Origin of the sequence: Erwinia magellanica (assembly GCF_039023495.1) — a bacterium.
Taxonomy (GTDB): Bacteria; Pseudomonadota; Gammaproteobacteria; order Enterobacterales; family Enterobacteriaceae; genus Erwinia.
Map to the genome: position 1 here is coordinate 350,051 of NZ_JBCHVC010000004.1, position 15,599 is coordinate 365,649.

The window sequence follows — 15,599 nt, forward strand, 5'->3', positions numbered from 1 at the left end:
AATCTAAACACTTACAAACTGCTTCAATCTTAAATGAATTTCCAGATCTAATGTCTGCTCTCCGCGCATAGCGACCTGTGTTACAGAACTTCAACTACTTCAAATTCTTCTGCAACAAGCTCCATCTCTTCAGAGTAAAACCCCGCTCTGGTGAAAAAGGCTTTATGTTCTTTCCTCCAGTATTCAAGGCTCAGATCCCCTTCACCCTCTTTCCTTGCAAACTCCTCAGTCACGTCACAGAAGCGTACCAGCCGCATCGAAACCATTCTGATGACGCATACCGGAACACCTTGCCCATTGAGGATAATATTATGACTGCCTATTCTGGGTGCTGATTCTTCTGCCAGGAGGGCTGCAAGGGAACCGCATGATGCGGTTTTAATCCCTTTAATGACTAATTCTGCAAGCTCATTCGCCATCTCTGGGCTGTCTCCGATTGACCATGCCAGGGAACCCGGATATTTCGTCTTCAGGTTATTAATTAAATCCATCGTAAAATCCTTTTATAGCAGTAATTTAATGAATGAATTTAGCACGATTTTGTCGGGTGCGCGGCTGAGATGTCATAGCAAACCCGCCTGTCCACCAGGAACGGCAGGAATTAATAATCAAGCGCTGAGGTTAATCCAGACAAATGCTAACCGCTTTTACCAGACATCTTTTTTTCAGGTCTAATGTCAACCCCTCGCTCATAGCACAAGGTGCTATCACGTCAGGCCCTTTGGGGCCAGAAACGAACGTAGCAAAATTCACATTAATATCTGTAACGGGGAAACCGCCGCTGGCGCTCCCCCTTGTTTTCAGGAACAGATTAACATTGACAGAAGCGAGCCGATTGCCGAAAGGGTCATATACTTCCATAACATCTTCCCAACCTTGCGTAACTATTTCCGGGCGACCCTACCCGTATTGTTTCTCGTGTAATTTATTTCTTCATAACGCAATGTTCTGCACAGGAATAAATATTTTTGCGCCCGGACTGGCATCACTGCGATGTTCAGATAAATGTAACTGCAAACCTTCTCTGGTTAAGCCCATATACAGGCGCCATGCTGGCTCGAACCGGTGTTCAAATTCGACGCTGAATGACAGAAATTCAAGACAGAACTCTCGTATTTTTCGATCATAACTGACCGAAAAATACGTTTCAGAGCATTGATGCAGGTAATATCGATCTCATCCTTATCCGTTAATTCAGGATATTCTTCCTTGCTGTACCAGACAGAAATATCCCGTAGCGATAACCTCGTTTTTCTCATAAGTCGGCTTGCAAACTGCCCCCAGCAGAGCACTCCACCGTCAGCGGAAAAGAAGCGGTCCGGGCGCAAATTCCCGGAAGGCATCATCGGCTGGCTGGTAACCCAGTACCTCACGGGTATGAGACAGATCAAATCGCTTAAACCGGTTATCTGAAATGCCATAACCGATAAAGAAGGTAATATTCTCAGCTTCTATAGCGCAGGTTATCAGCCTCACGGCGTCCTCCGGACTGAGCCAGGCGCTGTAATCTCTGGCATTTTTAAGCGCATCTGCCTCTTTGGCTTCAAAGGCGCCGATTCTGAGCGCTACACATGACAGGCCATGGTGAGTGGCATAAAAGGAACACAGCGCCTCGCCATAGCACTTTGTTACGCCGTAGAGATTGGCAGGCGCTACGGCCATACCCGGATGTATTTGCACATCCACCGGATAACCTTCAATGGTCTGGGCACTGCTGGCAAATACAAAGCGGCGGCATGACGTTTTGGCAACGGCTTCAAGCAGCCAGGTGGTGGAGAGTATGTTGGCTGGCAACAGCTGTTCGAATTTGGCATCGGCGTCTGGAATGCCAGCCAGGTGCACTATCGCGTCAGGCTGCTCTGTGGCCAGCAACTCTGCTGCCGCCCCCGGCTTTGAGAGGTCGGCTGGAATAAACTGGTGAGGCGAACCAACCTCATAATCCGGCACATTCAGATCAGTAAGAATGAAATCATAGGCATCGCGCATCGATTTAAAAAAGGTCCGTCCGATACGGCCGCTGGCCCCTGTAAGCAGAACTTTTTTTACTGTCATAGTGCCGGCTTCCTTGTTTCGTCAGGTCATCATCGGGTGAAACCAATATGCAGTAAAGCTATGCCATGCCGGTCTGTAAGTCTGTGTTACATGGCTAAAAAGTAAAAAATCAGGCGGAATGAGGCTTGCTGGTAAAAGGTAAAATTACTTCACGCTGAGCAGTGCCTGTTTCATCAGTTGTCCCAGCATTGCCCGCGCGCCCTGATCCACCTCATTACCCTGCCCCTGCCCCAGCGCCAGCGTAATTCCCAGGCTTCCCGGCGTTAGCTGTATTCAATAACGTGAAACCCTTCCTCTGCGCCTGGCTCACGGAAATAACTTGTTATAAGTTCGAACTGTTTATCTGTAGCTGAAAAATCATGTGAGCCTTCAGCGTTACGGGCACGTAAACGAGCTTTGCATACCTCATCAGAAACCCGGAGATAGTGCAGACGGTTATCAGCCCCTGACGCCGTAATAATACCCATCATCCATTCACGATTCGCCAGCGTGTTTGCCGGAAAATCCAGCACTACTGACACGCCTGCCTTAAGTAAGGATACCAGGTGTGGTTTCATGGCCTCCCTGAGCTTTGCGGAGCACTGCACGTAATCGGACACTGATTGCATTTGATTGGCATAGAGAGCAGCAAGCCACCGATCCTCACTGACGATGATTGTTCCGGCGGATGCACTTAATCTTTCTGATAACGTGGATTTACCTGAGGCGATTTTTCCACATAATAAATGGAGTGTGGCTTTTGTTGGCTGCGGGTTTGTATCGGTGTTCATGGTTTACCTCACTGTGCTGTTATCCCCGGTAAGGCCCGCCTTACCGGCAGGAGCAGGACTGTTGTTAACAAACCGGCGGCTGAAACCAAAGAGGATTATCCCTCCTTTGCGCCTGCAATCACACGCCGACGATGGCAGTCGGCAGGCTCCAGTTTTTCTCCGTCACATGAACGAACCTCCAGCGGCTGGAGAGGCTCTCCATGCTTATTATCCACAAGCACTGAGTGTGTTTCGCCCTTCTCAAACATATAGCGCTCTCCCCACTGACGTATCGCCACAACGATCGGGAAAATGGTGCGCCCTTTATCGGTAAGGACATATTCCCTGTACGCGCTGCCATCGGAAGCCGGACAGATCTCAAACACACCGATATCGACCAGTAGTTTCAGTCGGGAAGAGAGGACATTTCTGGCCAGCCCCAGATTCTTCTGGAACTCACTGAATCTGCGGACATCATCAAATGCCTCACGGATAATCATCAGACACCAACGTTCGCCAATGGACTCTACTGTCCTGGCAACGGGACATTCGCTGGCCCTGAGCGATTCCTGTTTTGCCATCCGTTTTCTCACTCCGTTTACTTTTAGTGATCCAGCATAACGCCCCTGAAAAGAGGTTGCAAAAAAAAACCACCACGGTAGATTCTACACCTAATGTAGTTTTAAAAAGAAACCAGAGAGGGTGATATGCACTGTAAGGCAGACAAGCATTCTGACGTTGCGATACAGGCACCGGTAGCAGATGACCCGGTACTTTCCCCCTGGATAACATTTTTGTTCTCACTTACCTGCGCCCTGGCGGTGGCAAATGTCTATTCTGCTCAGCCTTTACTTGAATCAATGGCAACCAGCCTGAATGCAGAGCCCGGTATCATTGGCAGCGTCATCACCCTGACCCAGGCAGGCTATGTAGCCGGTTTGCTCTTTCTGGTTCCACTCGGCGATCGGGTAAACCGAAAAACCCTTATTATCACTCTACTGTTACTTTCAGTACTGGCCTTGATAATGGCGGGGTTATCACAGAATCTGGCGATCCTGCTTTGCGCTATGCTGTTGATCGGCTTGATGGCGGTAGTGGTGCAGCTGATGGTTGCATGGGCAGCGATACTGGCAGCGCCCCACCGACGGGGAGAAGTTGTGGGCAAAGTGACCAGCGGCATTGTTCTGGGGATCCTGCTGGCCCGCCTGATCTCAGGAGTAATTGCCGATCTTGCCGGTTGGCGGGCCGTTTATCTGATTGCTGCCTGCCTGATATTGCTGATCGCAATAGTACTTGCGAAAGTGATGCCTGCCTCTGCGCCGCAGGTGAAAAAACCACCCTATCTCTCTCTGCTGCTGTCTGTTTTCCGCCTGTACCTTACTGAACCTCAACTAAGGAAGCGCGGAGCTTTTGCTCTGCTGATCTTTGCGGCTTTCAGCATGCTCTGGACCACGATGGTTCTGCCGCTCAGTGCCATGTCGCTTTCACATACTCAGATCGGCATGTTTGGTTTAGCCGGCATAGCGGGTGCGCTGGCGGCCTCAAAAGCGGGATTATGGGCAGACAGGGGCAAGGGGCAGCGCGCAACCGGCTTAGCCCTGGCATTGCTGACATTCTCGTGGCTACCTATCGCCTGTGCCGAAACATCCCTGCTGTGGCTGATTGTCGGCGTTATCGCGCTGGATTTTGCGGTGCAGACGGTCCATGTGATCAATCAGAGCATGATCGTTGCAGCCAGGCCCTTCGAGGCAAGCCGCCTCGTCGGAGCTTATATGTGTTTTTATTCTGTCGGTAGCGCCCTTGGCGCCCTTGTTGCCACTCAGCTGTATGCGCTCTGGGGATGGCAGTCAGTCTGCTTCGCGGGTGCATTCGTCAGTGCCTGTGCTTTTATCTTGTGGGCGGGATTACCTGAATCATGAAATTACATCATCTGCTGCTCGCGATTCTGATAACCGCCATCTGGGGCGTTAACTTTTCAGTTATCAAACTGGGGCTGAATTCCGTAGACCCCTTAATTCTGGCAGGCATACGTTTCACGCTATGCGCCTTTCCCGCGTTATTCTTTATAAAAAAACCTGATGTCCAGTGGCGGTATATCATCAGCTATGGCCTGGTTTTTGGCATTGGCTTATGGGGGCTGGTCAACCTGGGAATTAAAACCGGACTTTCTGCCGGCATTGCCTCACTCCTGCTGCAATTCAGCGCCTTCTTTACCATTCTGCTGGGAAGTTTGGTATTTAAAGAAACCCTTAACCGTTATCAAATTGCAGGCTTCATTATCGCTTGCACGGGATTACTGAGTATTGTTTTTATTACTGATGGCTCTGTTACCCTTTTCGGTACGCTGCTGGTACTGGCAGGCGCAACAGCCTGGAGTATCGCCAATATTATTAACAAACAGGCGGGAACGAAGCAGATATTTGCCTTTCTGGTCTGGTCGGGCGCCTTTTCTCCGTTACCCCTTTTCCTGCTGGACTGGCTGGTCAACGGTACCAGCGGATACACTGCGCTGGTCAACCACATTGACGCTCGCGCTCTGCTGTCCATCCTGTTCCAGGTCTATCCCAATACGCTGTTTGGCTACTGGGTGTGGAATTCCCTGCTTAAGCAATACCCTCTCTCTACGGTAGCGCCCCTGTCACTGTTGGTGCCTGTATTCGGCATTCTGGGATCCTGGGTGATATTTGGTGAAGATATTTCGCCGGTGAAGATCCTCGCCCTGCTGCTGATTATTTCCGGGCTGGGCGTAGGTTTATATGGTCATCGACTAAAGGCTTTTTTGCGTGAGAAGGCATTAATTTAACAGGCACGTTCTTTAGCAACCTGAGTGAAAAAGGAAAAAAGAAAGAGCGAAAAATACTTTCAGTGAAAACTAAAAATGGCACCCAGGGCCTGACTGCAAAACCTGTAAAAATCCGTAATCACTGAGAGAGACTGCGGACTTTTGCAGCGCTGCCGGACAGTTCAACCCATCATTTCAGGCTTACCCGATCGGTTTTACCGTCCATTTCCGGTTTTTTCATGAAATATTCAAGGAGATATCATTTTTTATGATTAATCCCCCCAACCCAGTAATGGTTACTTTGGCCATTTCTGTTAATTTTTCCTGAGTCATTTCACCGGCTTCTTCATAATCAGCAAACATTGAGGCTCTGTCCGCCAGGATGGCTTCTCAGGTGTAATGCTTATTTATAGCCAAGTGTGAAATCCACTACCGCATTGGCACTGCCTGGGGTGACCCTGCTGGCAGTTGCCATATATTTTGCAACATAATTCAGTGAATTCACGCCAGCTTCGGGGTTTATTTCCACAGCCGCTGAATCAGAACGCAACGGTATCAGGGTTGTGCTGTCGGATTCATACAGTGCTATGCCCACTCCTGCCGCACTGCTGTCGCTACTCAGGCTGATAAGGCTGGTATTGGCTGTGTCCGCTGTTCCCGTAAAATTAACATTTACCCTGTTCACAGAGTCAGGGCAGTTGTTGAGAAGAATGCTAAAACGGGTTGGTGCTGCCACTTCCCCGGCACTGATAAAGGCGTCAGTGCTGATTGTTCCCATCACAACAGACTGAGCTGCGCTTTTCATATCAACGGAGCATGTCTCCTCGGCAATTTTACCGTTAAATTGAATTGTCCCATCCCCCGCTTTTACCCCTGATGTACCAACTGCTGTGACCGTGAGTAGCAGCAAAACACGCGTTAACTTTTTCACCTGAAATCTCCCTGTAAGTTCTGAGTAAACTGACGTCCAGCAAATAGCTATTTATATGTCATTGTAAAGGTGGCGGTCGCATTGGCGGTGCCGGGGGTTACCGATGAGCCTGTCTGGATATAACGTGCCGTCAACGGCACGTTAAAACCGCCTTCTGAAGCCGTGCTGCCAATGCTTATAAGCTCGCCCAGCGTAACCGGGGTACTGTTATTCAGGATCTGCAAGCCGATCCCGGTTGCAGTTGCCTGGCCAGAGCTGTCCAGGTTAATGATCCCGAGACTGGCGTCATAACTGCCTGATGATCCGGCCTCCAGCGTGACATTAACCTTCGTGCCGGCATCGCAACTCAGCGGGATCGCAAAGCTTTTCTCACCTGCTGTGGTGCCACTGCCTTTGAAATCGATATTTTTTACATCCCCCATCGGGACATTAATCACCTTATTGCTGACCGAACAGGCGACCTGCTGAACCCTATTTGTTCCGGTCAGGCTTAATACCCAGCCGGTGAACTTATTCAATGGGTCGTAATAAAAGTTTTGCTGGGCCAGCTCCCCTGTCTGCAATGTTCCTGTGGCAATATTTGACGCCGTTTTTATCAGTTCAATAGTAATATTTTTACCAGGAACGCTGCCAGACATTGGGTATGTTTTATCAAAAGGAAGTGGCGTGTTTTCATTGTTTGCGCCGTTAAAGGTTATCCTTATTCCCACACCCGCAATATTGGTGTCGTAGATATTTGCACCAAGCGCACTGGGCGTGGTGAAAGCAAAAAGTAACGCCTCACTGAAGAAGCTTGGTGGACTACTCGCTGAATAAGGAGAGCGCTGGCAGCCTCCCAGACTGCTACCGCCATTAAGTACGCCCGTCTGAGCGGTTGCCAGAACTTCACCGACCGCGGCATCTCTCTGCACGGCGACAGTACCAAAGCTGATATTTACCGCAATGTTACTGCCATTACAGATGGGGTTTGTGTCCCTGGCAGCCAGGGCAAGCCCCGGTATAGCCAGCGACAGGATCAGCAGAGCGCACTTTATTCTGCTGAGGCTCTTAATCATTTCCTTATTCATTCCGTTTACAGACATTGCGCATTAACCTCTTTTAACGTACCTGGATTTTGCTCAGGCAGCCTGAATGACGCGATACATTTTTCATTATTTCCGCTGCCCCACTGCACGCGCAGTTTTCCGCTTATCGGCAGGCCACTCATATAAACTTGTCCGTCGCTGCCAACAATGCCGCTGATTGTTTCACCCTGACTTTCCAGCGTGACGCCAGCCCCGAAAGGCACGATTTTTCCGTGGTGCATCAGTGAAATTAACGCCTGGCCACCAATTCGGGTTTTAAAGCTGGCAAGTACTACCGCACCCTGAGTCGGCGTTACCGTCTGCGTTTTGGTATCGATATCGACATCATTCCCTAACGTATCGCTCTCCAGGGCGATGCGATTTTTGCGATAAGTGCTGAGATAGGGCACCACGGCGTAGCCGCGCCAGTCGGTATAGACGCCTGTGTTGTTCTGTACTTTGACGCCGCTGGCACCGGGCGCTCTGACCAGCGCCACCGTATCACCCAGCGGCTGCGCCAGCGTTACGCCGTAAGGGTGAATGACGATCGCGCCCTGTAGCCCGTAGTTAAACTGGCTGGAATCTTTACCGTAGTTATAGCCAGCGGTGGTTTCCCCATAGGTGCCCTTATAATCCACAGTGGCAGAACCGCTTCCACCGGAATCATGATTGCCCCAGCTTTGCTGCACACTGTAACTGAGATTGTTGTCAGGCAGCGCGGTGCCGCTGAGGCCAGCCTGGTGAGTGGTGTTGCCATTTTTACTGGTATTAAGGTTATAGCTGGCCCAGCTGTCAGGTAGCCATTTGCTTAGCGGGACCTGCATGCTGAAGGCAACTTGCTGATCGGTTGGATTATTGCCCGGCGTGCGGCTGTAGGTATAACTTAGCCCGTAAGTAATACCTGCAAGGCTGACGTTATAACCAAGACTCAGGTTGCGCTCGTAACCACTCATTCCCCAGTAATTTTGCTGATATCCGGAAATATAAGTACTGCCCCAGCCAGACAACGACTGCGTCAGATTCAGCTGCGTTTTACTGCGTTTGTTATGGCCGGTTCGCCAGAGAGAGTGAGAAGTTGTATATAACTCGTTGGCTTCCTGAAAATCATAGAAACCGTTTGTGGAATAACGGTAGCCCGCAAGGGTAACGGACGTTCCTGTTGAGTTAATATTTTTTGCATACTGAATGCGGTATGACTGCCCCTGCCGGGTTGTGCGATCGGTAAATTTTGTCTGTGCCTGGGTGACGTCAACCGAAACTGAGCCAAGCTGACCGAAGCTGTAACCGGCCCCTAATACGCCCGATTTATACTTTTCTGCACCGAGTACGCCGCCATAAATCGTTGCGTTATACGGCAGGCCATAGATCACTGTTCCCTGGGCAAAAGCCGGGGTGGTCGCATTACTGTTCTGACTACGGTATTTGCCCGCCGTCAGGGCATATTTGAAGCGACCTTCCCGCAACATCACCGGGGCGGCTGAAAAGGCCTGCGTAAAACGCCTTTCACGCCCGTCGGCTTCCCTGATCGTGACTTCAAGGTTGCCACTGGCAGAGGTCGGATAGAGGTCAGAGATGGCAAACGCACCTGGGGCCACATAGGTCTGGTAGATAATCGTGCCATTCTGACGCACCGTGACCTGAGCATTGCTCTGGGCAATACCGCGGATAACAGGAGCAAATCCTTTCTGGCTGTCGGGAAACATGTTGTCGTCAGAAGCCAGCTGAACACCACGAAACTGAACGCTGTCAAAAACTTCAGAAGGTGTGGAGCTTTCACCGGCGGTGAGTTGTCCCTTAAGCCACTGAATGTCGCGTTGCAGATAGGTACTGATGCTGTTCCAGCGGCTTTTGCCACTCACGCTGTCGCTCCACGTTGAGTAGTTGCGCAGTCTCCATGCGCCGAGATTAGCGCCACTACGCAGACTGAGAAAGTTGCTGCTCCAGGTTCCGGGTCTGCCATCATAATGGGTCTGCGATCCGCTGAAGCCATAGTTAGCAAACAGGGCCGGTATTCCCTGGTCCCACGTTTCAGGCGCGACAAAGCCCCTCGCCTCGCTGGTCAGCGCTGCCTGAGGAATACTGATGTCGAGACGCTGAGTGTTAAAGTGCAAAACCGCATCCGCAGCCGGAATATACGCTCCCGGATCGGTAATGATTTCATCCGATGGCAGTGACGCAAGCGACGGAAACGCCTCTGTTTTGACCCCCATAGCCTTTAAGTCTGCCGCCTTAAGCTGAGGGCGGAGACGGCCTTCTTCCAGAACGAAACTGACATCACGGGAATCGACGAAATTATCATTTAAATAGATATCCACGCGCCAGACGCCGGGAGCCTGGCCACCTGCCTGAGCAAAATCCTGCAAATTAATGTTGGCGGATACGCCATCTATTTGCTGTAGTGAGTGAGGGTTAAACCACTCCTCTGCACAGGCTGCTTTCGAACCCGCCAGGCAGATAATCGAGATAATTATGGCTATCGGGCGCACTTGTAGAACTATCGGTAAAACATTGCGGCTGCCTTTTGTGCGAGACATTTGCATATACCATCCCTGGAAAAAATCCCTACAAAATTTTTAAAAAACTGCTGAAGCCGGAGAGGTGATGCCACCAAAATCATTAATCGCCTGCCAGGTAGCATTACCGTTAGCATTGACCGGATAATTTTGCGTTTCTCCTGGCGCAATCATCGGAGCATCTTTAATCTCTTTTCCATTTATTTTCAGCGAATAAAAAGAGATGTAGTAAGGTGTTGGATTATGAACCTGAAGGTTGCTTCCGGTTTTTGTAAAAATTAACGCCTTGTACGCCTCTGCTGCTGTTTTATTTTTAAGCGATGCTGGTCTGTAAAAAAGTTTAATTCTGGTTCTGACGGAAATCTGCAACTGGTTGGCGTCGGTTTTTTCTGAAGCAGGTATTGACTTAACATTCAGCCAGAAAACAGACTCACGGTCGTCTGGCAGATTGCCGCCAGCGTGAATAATTCGAAGCAGGTTTTCCTGACCGGCATCCAGCCTGAACAAAGGCGGCGTAATAACAAAAGGTGTTTTGCCGCCACTCTGAGGGTTATCTTTTTCTACCCATGACTGAATAAGGTACGGCGTTTTTTTCTCCGGGTTTTTAACTGACAATGAGGCTTCCCGCTTGCTACCATCATAAATAACGCGCGTGCCGCCCACGATAACGCCTGCCATACTCACCTGAGAGAAAAAAAAGAATAAAATAATAAAGGAAATAAAAAAAATATTTAATCGTGGCATTTTCATCAAATACTCCTGATGCAGGCCTCACCGGAGAGAGATGAGGCCTGTAATCTGGTTTTAAGGATGAATATTAATTATAAACAATGGTGAAGTCGGTTGAGGCGTTCGCTGTACCGGCAGTTACTGTGGCTGCGGTAGCCATATACTTAGCCACAAAGCTCAGCGTATTCGTTGCGCCATCGGTGCTGTCGATAACCTGTGATGAGGAGGCAGTCAGCAAAGGAACCGGCGTTGAACTGTCTGCTTCATAAATAGCGATGCCCACACCGGCCGCTGTACTGTCGGTATTAAGCGCCAGCAAATCTGTATTTGTGGTATTTACCAGTCCATCAAATTTTACAGAAGCACTGGTCACCGTCGCCGGACAGCTGCTTAATGTAATATTGAATTTGGTCGGAGCAGCAGTTGAGCCTGCCGCCGAAAAGGCTTTAGCACTTACGGTACCCAGGTTTACAGTCTGAGAGGCTGAATCCGCATCAACGGTACAGGCGGCATCGGTAATATTACCGCTGAAATTGATGGTGCCGTCAGCAGCCTGAGCAAACATAACCGGTGATAAAACTAAAGAGAGAGCAATGAGTGTCTTTTTCATAGATAATATTCCTGAATGTTTTTCTTAATTCCTGCGTAATATTCCGCCAATTAACGCTGTAATTGTGGATATTACCGTGCTTTATAAGGTTAACGTTTTAAAAATTGGCTTTTACTTACTCCGCAAAAGCCGAGCTGCATTTTGTTTGTTTCTTTAAAAGTACGCAATATTTTAATTTATGAAGTCACCGGAAATTCATCATCAAAAAAAACATAATGTTAATAAAATGTTTCAGGTCTTATTTTTATTAAAAAATGCGGAAGTTATCATTGAGGCAAGAAAAACGCATTAATTGCTAATGACAAATTTTCTTTAATTACTTTTTTGTTTTTTCTTATTATGTATTGGGTTTTACGTCGGAGCCGCCAAAATCTCCATTAAGCTCGAGTCGTATCAGTGAAAACTTATCTTCCCTTATGGAGTTTTACCAAAACAGTCTCGCTGCGACAGTTTTCTGGTTGGTGCGTGATGAGCTGACTGAACTGGATACCGCAAATCTTTATCAGCCTTTCACATTAAGGCAGTTATTGCGATATGAAGCAGATCTTGACGATTATGGGGAGCTTGTGGAGTATCACACGGCAGCGAAGCACGCTGAGTACCCTGCACAGCAAGAGAACCATGCTGATGCTGAGTTCAGGAAGGTCACGCGCTGACATAAATAGATTTCCGGAGCCATTTCCCCCTACGCCAGCAAAATCTGGTGCAGGATCGTGACCCCGGCTAGCTAAAATGGTGATGCATGCAGATATATCGTAGTTGAGTAGCTCGCTCCATTAGTGAATAGAATACAGCTCCTTTTACGTTTAGATAGATAGCCCCGTCAATTATATCAACCTTAGTGTTTGCATCAGAAGTTGATAAAAAAGCCTGGTACTTATCACCCGTTCCTTTCAGGAAATCGCGTCTGGTAATTGCTGATGGGATCAGGTAAAACTGGTATACAAAATTGGTCGTAGTACCTGCGCTCCCCTCAGTGATATATAACGTTATTGGCCTGTTCCCATTGTTAATGAAAACACGCAGTTTATAGAGTGATTACTGCTCCACGACAGTCTTTATCCTGGGGCGTGGACAGCTCTGTGCCAGGAGCGGTGGTTTTACAGCTCCGGTAAAATTTAAATATGGCGACCATTGTAGCAGGCCGCTACAGGTTTAAATTTTGAGTCATATTGATTCCGGTAATATGAAAGCCTTTCTTTTCGTATAGTGCCCTGGCTGAGGCATTATCCGGTGCCACCCTGAGTCCGACTTCATGGATGCCCATTTCTGTTAACTCTCTTTTCATTTCACTTAAGGCCAGGCTGCCAAGTCCACGGCTGCGCCAATCAGAATAAATATAAAAATCACTTATCCATGCTGATGCAGCGGTGATGGACAACCACAAGTATCCAATGACCTCCTCTGTTTCATCAAGCTGTTGGATGCACCATAGCTGATTAGCTGGAGTTGCTACTCCTTCAGTTAAAACGCTATCAATAGATTCTGTGGCTTTAATTCGCGCTTTTTCAGGGACGTATCCTCGATTTGCTTGCAGGTCCTGAGCATATTCATTGATGAAAAGAGATCGATAGCATACAAATTCTTCTTCGTTCATGTCCCTGAGAGTAATCACGCTATCTTCCTGATTTAATAATGGTGTGTTGAAGATAACACCAGAAGACTGTTTTTCAAGCTTCTCTGTTGAGGCAAATCACCCTATTTACTGGGGATTTAAGAGAAGCGCCCGCAGGCGCTTTAAAGCATCAGTTGTTTTGATATAAATCCCAGCGGTTTTCATAGAGATCCTCAAACACGACAACTGTTTCATACTCTTACTGCTATGGCTCCTGACAAAAGTGAACGCTAGCCACATTCATGACGTCAGAATCTCGCTGGGTAGGAGATATCCGCTTCTGCCCTTTTCCGGATCTTCCTTAAAAAAGTCAGCAGGAAATGTTGCCCTTAAGCCTTTGACAACTTGCATATGCAGAGCCTATACATAGGCTCTGCATATGCATATACTTGACAGGTGAGTAAGATTTAACCCGTTATCGACATCTTCTTATCCGCCCCGGCGTTTCCGGGCAATGAGGAATATATGAGAACAGTTTCTATTTTCAAAAACGGCAATAACCGCGCCATCCGTCTGCCCAGGGATCTGGATTTTGAGGGGGTGAACGAGCTGGAGATCGTCCGGGAGGGGGACAGCATCATTCTTCGCCCCGTCCGGCCGACGTGGAGTTCGTTTGCGCAGTTGGAAAAGGCCGACGCGGACTTTATGACAGGGCGCGAGAACATTGTCAGTGACGAAGGGCGATTCGATCTGTGAACAAAATGTATATGCTGGACACCAATATCTGCTCGTTTATTATGCGCGAGCAGCCAGAAGCCGTGATCAGGCGCCTGGAGCAGGCTGTGCTGCGCAACCACCGCATTGTGATCTCGGTCATCACCTATGCCGAGATGCGATTCGGAGCGATCGGGAAGAAGGCCTCGCCTCGCCACGTGCAGTTGGTTGACGCCTTTTGCGCGCGCCTTGATGCCATTCTGTCCTGGGACCGGGTGGCGGTAGATGCCACAACGGAAATCAAGGCTGCGTTAGCTGCGGCTGGGACGCCGATTGGCCCGAACGACACGGCCATTGCCGGGCACGCCATTGCGACTGGCGCCGTTCTGGTGACGAATAATGTGAGAGAGTTTGAGCGGGTGCCGGGTCTGACACTGGAAGACTGGGTTAAATAGCGACTGAAACGAGAAAATGCACCGTACAGATGGCGCTTTGCGCATTCTGTAATCTGAATACTCTGCCAGATACGATGATGCTTCCCCAGCTTCCCGCCGACGATTTTTAAGCTCTTCCGCCGCCTGTTGCTCTTTATCCGTTATACCAGTAATTAAGTGAAGAGAAGAACAGGGATACCGGCAGGTAGAGCCTGGCTTGTGCAATTTATAAATCCCGCAAAAAATCCTGGCTGGTAAAGGCTGGGATTAATTGCCTACTGTGCGGTCAGTCGCCGTCATCTTGATGAGCCGCTCCCCATTATCATCGACACCATTCAGCTTGTAGAGTGATAGCGAGGGCAAGACAGACTTTATTCTGGTGACAGCTATGTCTGCACCTTCATCATAGCGGAAGTGGCTATCTCGTCAGGCTGCTTTCTGCCAGAGGCGGATATTGAGGCTTCAGGGTCCCAAAAAAAGCACTTTAACGTTTTTAAGTAAGGGGCCAAAAACTTGAATAAGGTACGCATACCTTTAACTGAGATAATGGAAACCGTCTTCTGAAATATCGCCCTTTGTCGGCCCATCCGCACAAGGCTATGCCTCCCTCGCATTCAAGCACAATCATTGTTTTTCTTCTTTTGCGCCGCCGGACAATAGAGCCTGCTTCAGTCATTCTGATGCCTTAATCAGATGATGCTCATCATGAGCATCGGTTTTTGAAAGCACTGCCCTGACAATAAAGTCGTTACTTTTTCTGAGATCTTCAATATCTGGCTGAATTTTTCCATATACCCGCATCCCTTCCAGCATCATAAAAATAGATTGCGCCATGACTTTCGCCTCTTCATCCTGACGAAAGACCTGATGTATTTGGCCTTTTCTGAGTATGTTTTCCAGTCGCTTTATGATGCTGTTAAATTTGTAATCAACTTTGGCTTTGATCTCTTCATCACCCGGTAAAAGCTCACAGGCGGCGGCAATGGTAAAGCACCCTCTCACCCCATCAGGGGCAGATGATAATAAAGCCACGAATTCGAGAGTTTCACGAAGTGCGGCTTCTGGTGATAACTCTTCATCACGTTTTACGCCTCTGGAAACGCCTTCATCCATATATTGCTGTAACGCCGCAAGATAGATAGCCCGCTTATCGGGGTAAAGCTTATAAATACTGGCGCTGGCAAGACCCGATGCTTTCATAAGGTCGGCCATAGATGTTGCCCTGTATCCCTTCTGCCAGAAGCATTCCAGTGCCGTGTTAAGAAAGTCCTCTGGATCGAACGCCCTGGGTCTGCCAACGGTTGATTTCATTTGATTCTCCTGTAAGGAAAAATAATTGTAGATCGAACAATCTACAATTACAAACATTTGCGTACACCCCACTCTTTAAGCCCGACCGCCCTGCTCCGCGTTGATTTACATACAACGATGTTATGTCCGCTTTTCGCACACAGCTGTCACAAAAT

17 protein-coding genes are annotated in these 15,599 nt (G+C 48.8%); 4 read left to right on the forward strand and 13 right to left on the reverse strand.

Annotated features, from left to right (window positions below; translation table 11 throughout):
• Window positions 1-80: 80 nt before the first annotated feature.
• The 5 genes from AAH450_RS16055 to AAH450_RS16075 form a co-directional block, all read right to left on the reverse strand.
• Window positions 81-491, reverse strand: a complete 411-nt coding sequence (locus tag AAH450_RS16055) for an ASCH domain-containing protein (RefSeq protein ID WP_342911101.1) — start codon at window positions 489-491, stop codon at window positions 81-83.
• Between the two features lie 442 nt (window positions 492-933).
• Window positions 934-1,164: a glyoxalase superfamily protein gene (locus AAH450_RS16060; RefSeq protein WP_342911258.1), complete on the reverse strand. Its 231-nt coding sequence runs from the start codon at window positions 1,162-1,164 to the stop codon at window positions 934-936.
• Window positions 1,165-1,299: 135 nt separating this feature from the next.
• Window positions 1,300-2,052 carry an NAD-dependent epimerase/dehydratase family protein gene (locus tag AAH450_RS16065; RefSeq protein WP_342911102.1) on the reverse strand — a complete coding sequence of 251 codons (753 nt, stop codon included), beginning with the start codon at window positions 2,050-2,052 and terminating at the stop codon, window positions 1,300-1,302.
• A 263-nt stretch (window positions 2,053-2,315) separates the two neighbouring features.
• Window positions 2,316-2,822 carry a P-loop nucleotide/nucleoside kinase family protein gene (locus AAH450_RS16070; RefSeq protein WP_342911103.1) on the reverse strand — a complete coding sequence of 169 codons (507 nt, stop codon included), beginning with the start codon at window positions 2,820-2,822 and terminating at the stop codon, window positions 2,316-2,318.
• Between the two features lie 95 nt (window positions 2,823-2,917).
• Entirely contained in the window at window positions 2,918-3,382 is a 465-nt protein-coding gene (locus tag AAH450_RS16075) for a winged helix-turn-helix transcriptional regulator (protein ID WP_342911104.1), read from the reverse strand.
• Window positions 3,383-3,508: 126 nt separating this feature from the next.
• Here AAH450_RS16075 and AAH450_RS16080 point away from each other — a divergent pair, with 126 nt between their 5' ends.
• The gene (locus AAH450_RS16080) at window positions 3,509-4,720 is read left to right on the forward strand and encodes an MFS transporter (RefSeq protein ID WP_342911105.1); all 1,212 of its coding nucleotides are present in this window, start codon (window positions 3,509-3,511) and stop codon (window positions 4,718-4,720) included.
• Entirely contained in the window at window positions 4,717-5,604 is an 888-nt protein-coding gene (locus AAH450_RS16085) for an EamA family transporter (protein ID WP_342911106.1), read from the forward strand. Before AAH450_RS16080 ends, AAH450_RS16085 begins: the two co-directional genes overlap by 4 nt.
• A gap of 216 nt (window positions 5,605-5,820) precedes the next feature.
• Here the strand turns inward: AAH450_RS16085 and AAH450_RS16090 are convergent, their stop codons facing one another.
• The 7 genes from AAH450_RS16090 to AAH450_RS16120 form a co-directional block, all read right to left on the reverse strand.
• Window positions 5,821-5,946: a hypothetical protein gene (locus AAH450_RS16090; RefSeq protein WP_342911107.1), complete on the reverse strand. Its 126-nt coding sequence runs from the start codon at window positions 5,944-5,946 to the stop codon at window positions 5,821-5,823.
• Window positions 5,947-5,986: 40 nt separating this feature from the next.
• A complete protein-coding gene (locus tag AAH450_RS16095) occupies window positions 5,987-6,514 on the reverse strand; it encodes a fimbrial protein (RefSeq protein ID WP_342911108.1) in 528 nt (175 codons plus the stop codon).
• A 47-nt stretch (window positions 6,515-6,561) separates the two neighbouring features.
• Complete coding sequence (locus tag AAH450_RS16100) at window positions 6,562-7,569, reverse strand: fimbrial protein (RefSeq protein ID WP_342911109.1); 1,008 nt, start codon at window positions 7,567-7,569, stop codon at window positions 6,562-6,564.
• Window positions 7,570-7,586: 17 nt separating this feature from the next.
• Window positions 7,587-10,118 (reverse strand): fimbria/pilus outer membrane usher protein, encoded by a 2,532-nt coding sequence (locus AAH450_RS16105; RefSeq protein WP_342911110.1) that lies wholly within the window; start codon window positions 10,116-10,118, stop codon window positions 7,587-7,589.
• 33 nt (window positions 10,119-10,151) lie between these two features.
• Entirely contained in the window at window positions 10,152-10,835 is a 684-nt protein-coding gene (locus AAH450_RS16110) for a fimbrial biogenesis chaperone (protein ID WP_342911259.1), read from the reverse strand.
• Between the two features lie 73 nt (window positions 10,836-10,908).
• Window positions 10,909-11,430, reverse strand: a complete 522-nt coding sequence (locus AAH450_RS16115) for a fimbrial protein (protein WP_342911111.1) — start codon at window positions 11,428-11,430, stop codon at window positions 10,909-10,911.
• 1,147 nt (window positions 11,431-12,577) lie between these two features.
• On the reverse strand, window positions 12,578-13,045 hold the full coding sequence (locus AAH450_RS16120; RefSeq protein WP_342911112.1) for a GNAT family N-acetyltransferase: 468 nt from the start codon (window positions 13,043-13,045) through the stop codon (window positions 12,578-12,580).
• A gap of 465 nt (window positions 13,046-13,510) precedes the next feature.
• On the opposite strand from AAH450_RS16120, the gene vapB reads away from it, so the two are divergent.
• On the forward strand, window positions 13,511-13,741 hold the full coding sequence (gene vapB / locus AAH450_RS16125; RefSeq protein WP_342911113.1) for a type II toxin-antitoxin system VapB family antitoxin: 231 nt from the start codon (window positions 13,511-13,513) through the stop codon (window positions 13,739-13,741).
• Window positions 13,738-14,154 carry a type II toxin-antitoxin system VapC family toxin gene (locus AAH450_RS16130; RefSeq protein WP_342911114.1) on the forward strand — a complete coding sequence of 139 codons (417 nt, stop codon included), beginning with the start codon at window positions 13,738-13,740 and terminating at the stop codon, window positions 14,152-14,154. Before vapB ends, AAH450_RS16130 begins: the two co-directional genes overlap by 4 nt.
• Window positions 14,155-14,805: 651 nt before the next feature.
• On the opposite strand, the gene AAH450_RS16135 is transcribed toward AAH450_RS16130, so the two are convergent.
• Window positions 14,806-15,444 (reverse strand): TetR/AcrR family transcriptional regulator, encoded by a 639-nt coding sequence (locus AAH450_RS16135; protein ID WP_342911115.1) that lies wholly within the window; start codon window positions 15,442-15,444, stop codon window positions 14,806-14,808.
• Between the last annotated feature and the right edge of the window lie 155 nt (window positions 15,445-15,599).

Excerpts from the sequence above, each read along its gene's own strand:
- AAH450_RS16055 (WP_342911101.1), bottom strand. The coding sequence starts at position 491 with ATGGATTTAATTAATAACCTGAAGACGAAATATCCGGGTTCCCTGGCA.
- AAH450_RS16065 (WP_342911102.1), bottom strand. The coding sequence starts at position 2,052 with ATGACAGTAAAAAAAGTTCTGCTTACAGGGGCCAGCGGCCGTATCGGA.
- AAH450_RS16070 (WP_342911103.1), bottom strand. The coding sequence starts at position 2,822 with ATGAACACCGATACAAACCCGCAGCCAACAAAAGCCACACTCCATTTA.
- AAH450_RS16075 (WP_342911104.1), bottom strand. The coding sequence starts at position 3,382 with ATGGCAAAACAGGAATCGCTCAGGGCCAGCGAATGTCCCGTTGCCAGG.
- AAH450_RS16080 (WP_342911105.1), top strand. The coding sequence starts at position 3,509 with ATGCACTGTAAGGCAGACAAGCATTCTGACGTTGCGATACAGGCACCG.
- AAH450_RS16085 (WP_342911106.1), top strand. The coding sequence starts at position 4,717 with ATGAAATTACATCATCTGCTGCTCGCGATTCTGATAACCGCCATCTGG.
- AAH450_RS16090 (WP_342911107.1), bottom strand. The coding sequence starts at position 5,946 with ATGTTTGCTGATTATGAAGAAGCCGGTGAAATGACTCAGGAAAAATTA.
- AAH450_RS16100 (WP_342911109.1), bottom strand. The coding sequence starts at position 7,569 with ATGATTAAGAGCCTCAGCAGAATAAAGTGCGCTCTGCTGATCCTGTCG.
- AAH450_RS16105 (WP_342911110.1), bottom strand. The coding sequence starts at position 10,118 with ATGCAAATGTCTCGCACAAAAGGCAGCCGCAATGTTTTACCGATAGTT.
- AAH450_RS16110 (WP_342911259.1), bottom strand. The coding sequence starts at position 10,835 with ATGCCACGATTAAATATTTTTTTTATTTCCTTTATTATTTTATTCTTT.
- AAH450_RS16115 (WP_342911111.1), bottom strand. The coding sequence starts at position 11,430 with ATGAAAAAGACACTCATTGCTCTCTCTTTAGTTTTATCACCGGTTATG.
- vapB (WP_342911113.1), top strand. The coding sequence starts at position 13,511 with ATGAGAACAGTTTCTATTTTCAAAAACGGCAATAACCGCGCCATCCGT.
- AAH450_RS16135 (WP_342911115.1), bottom strand. The coding sequence starts at position 15,444 with ATGAAATCAACCGTTGGCAGACCCAGGGCGTTCGATCCAGAGGACTTT.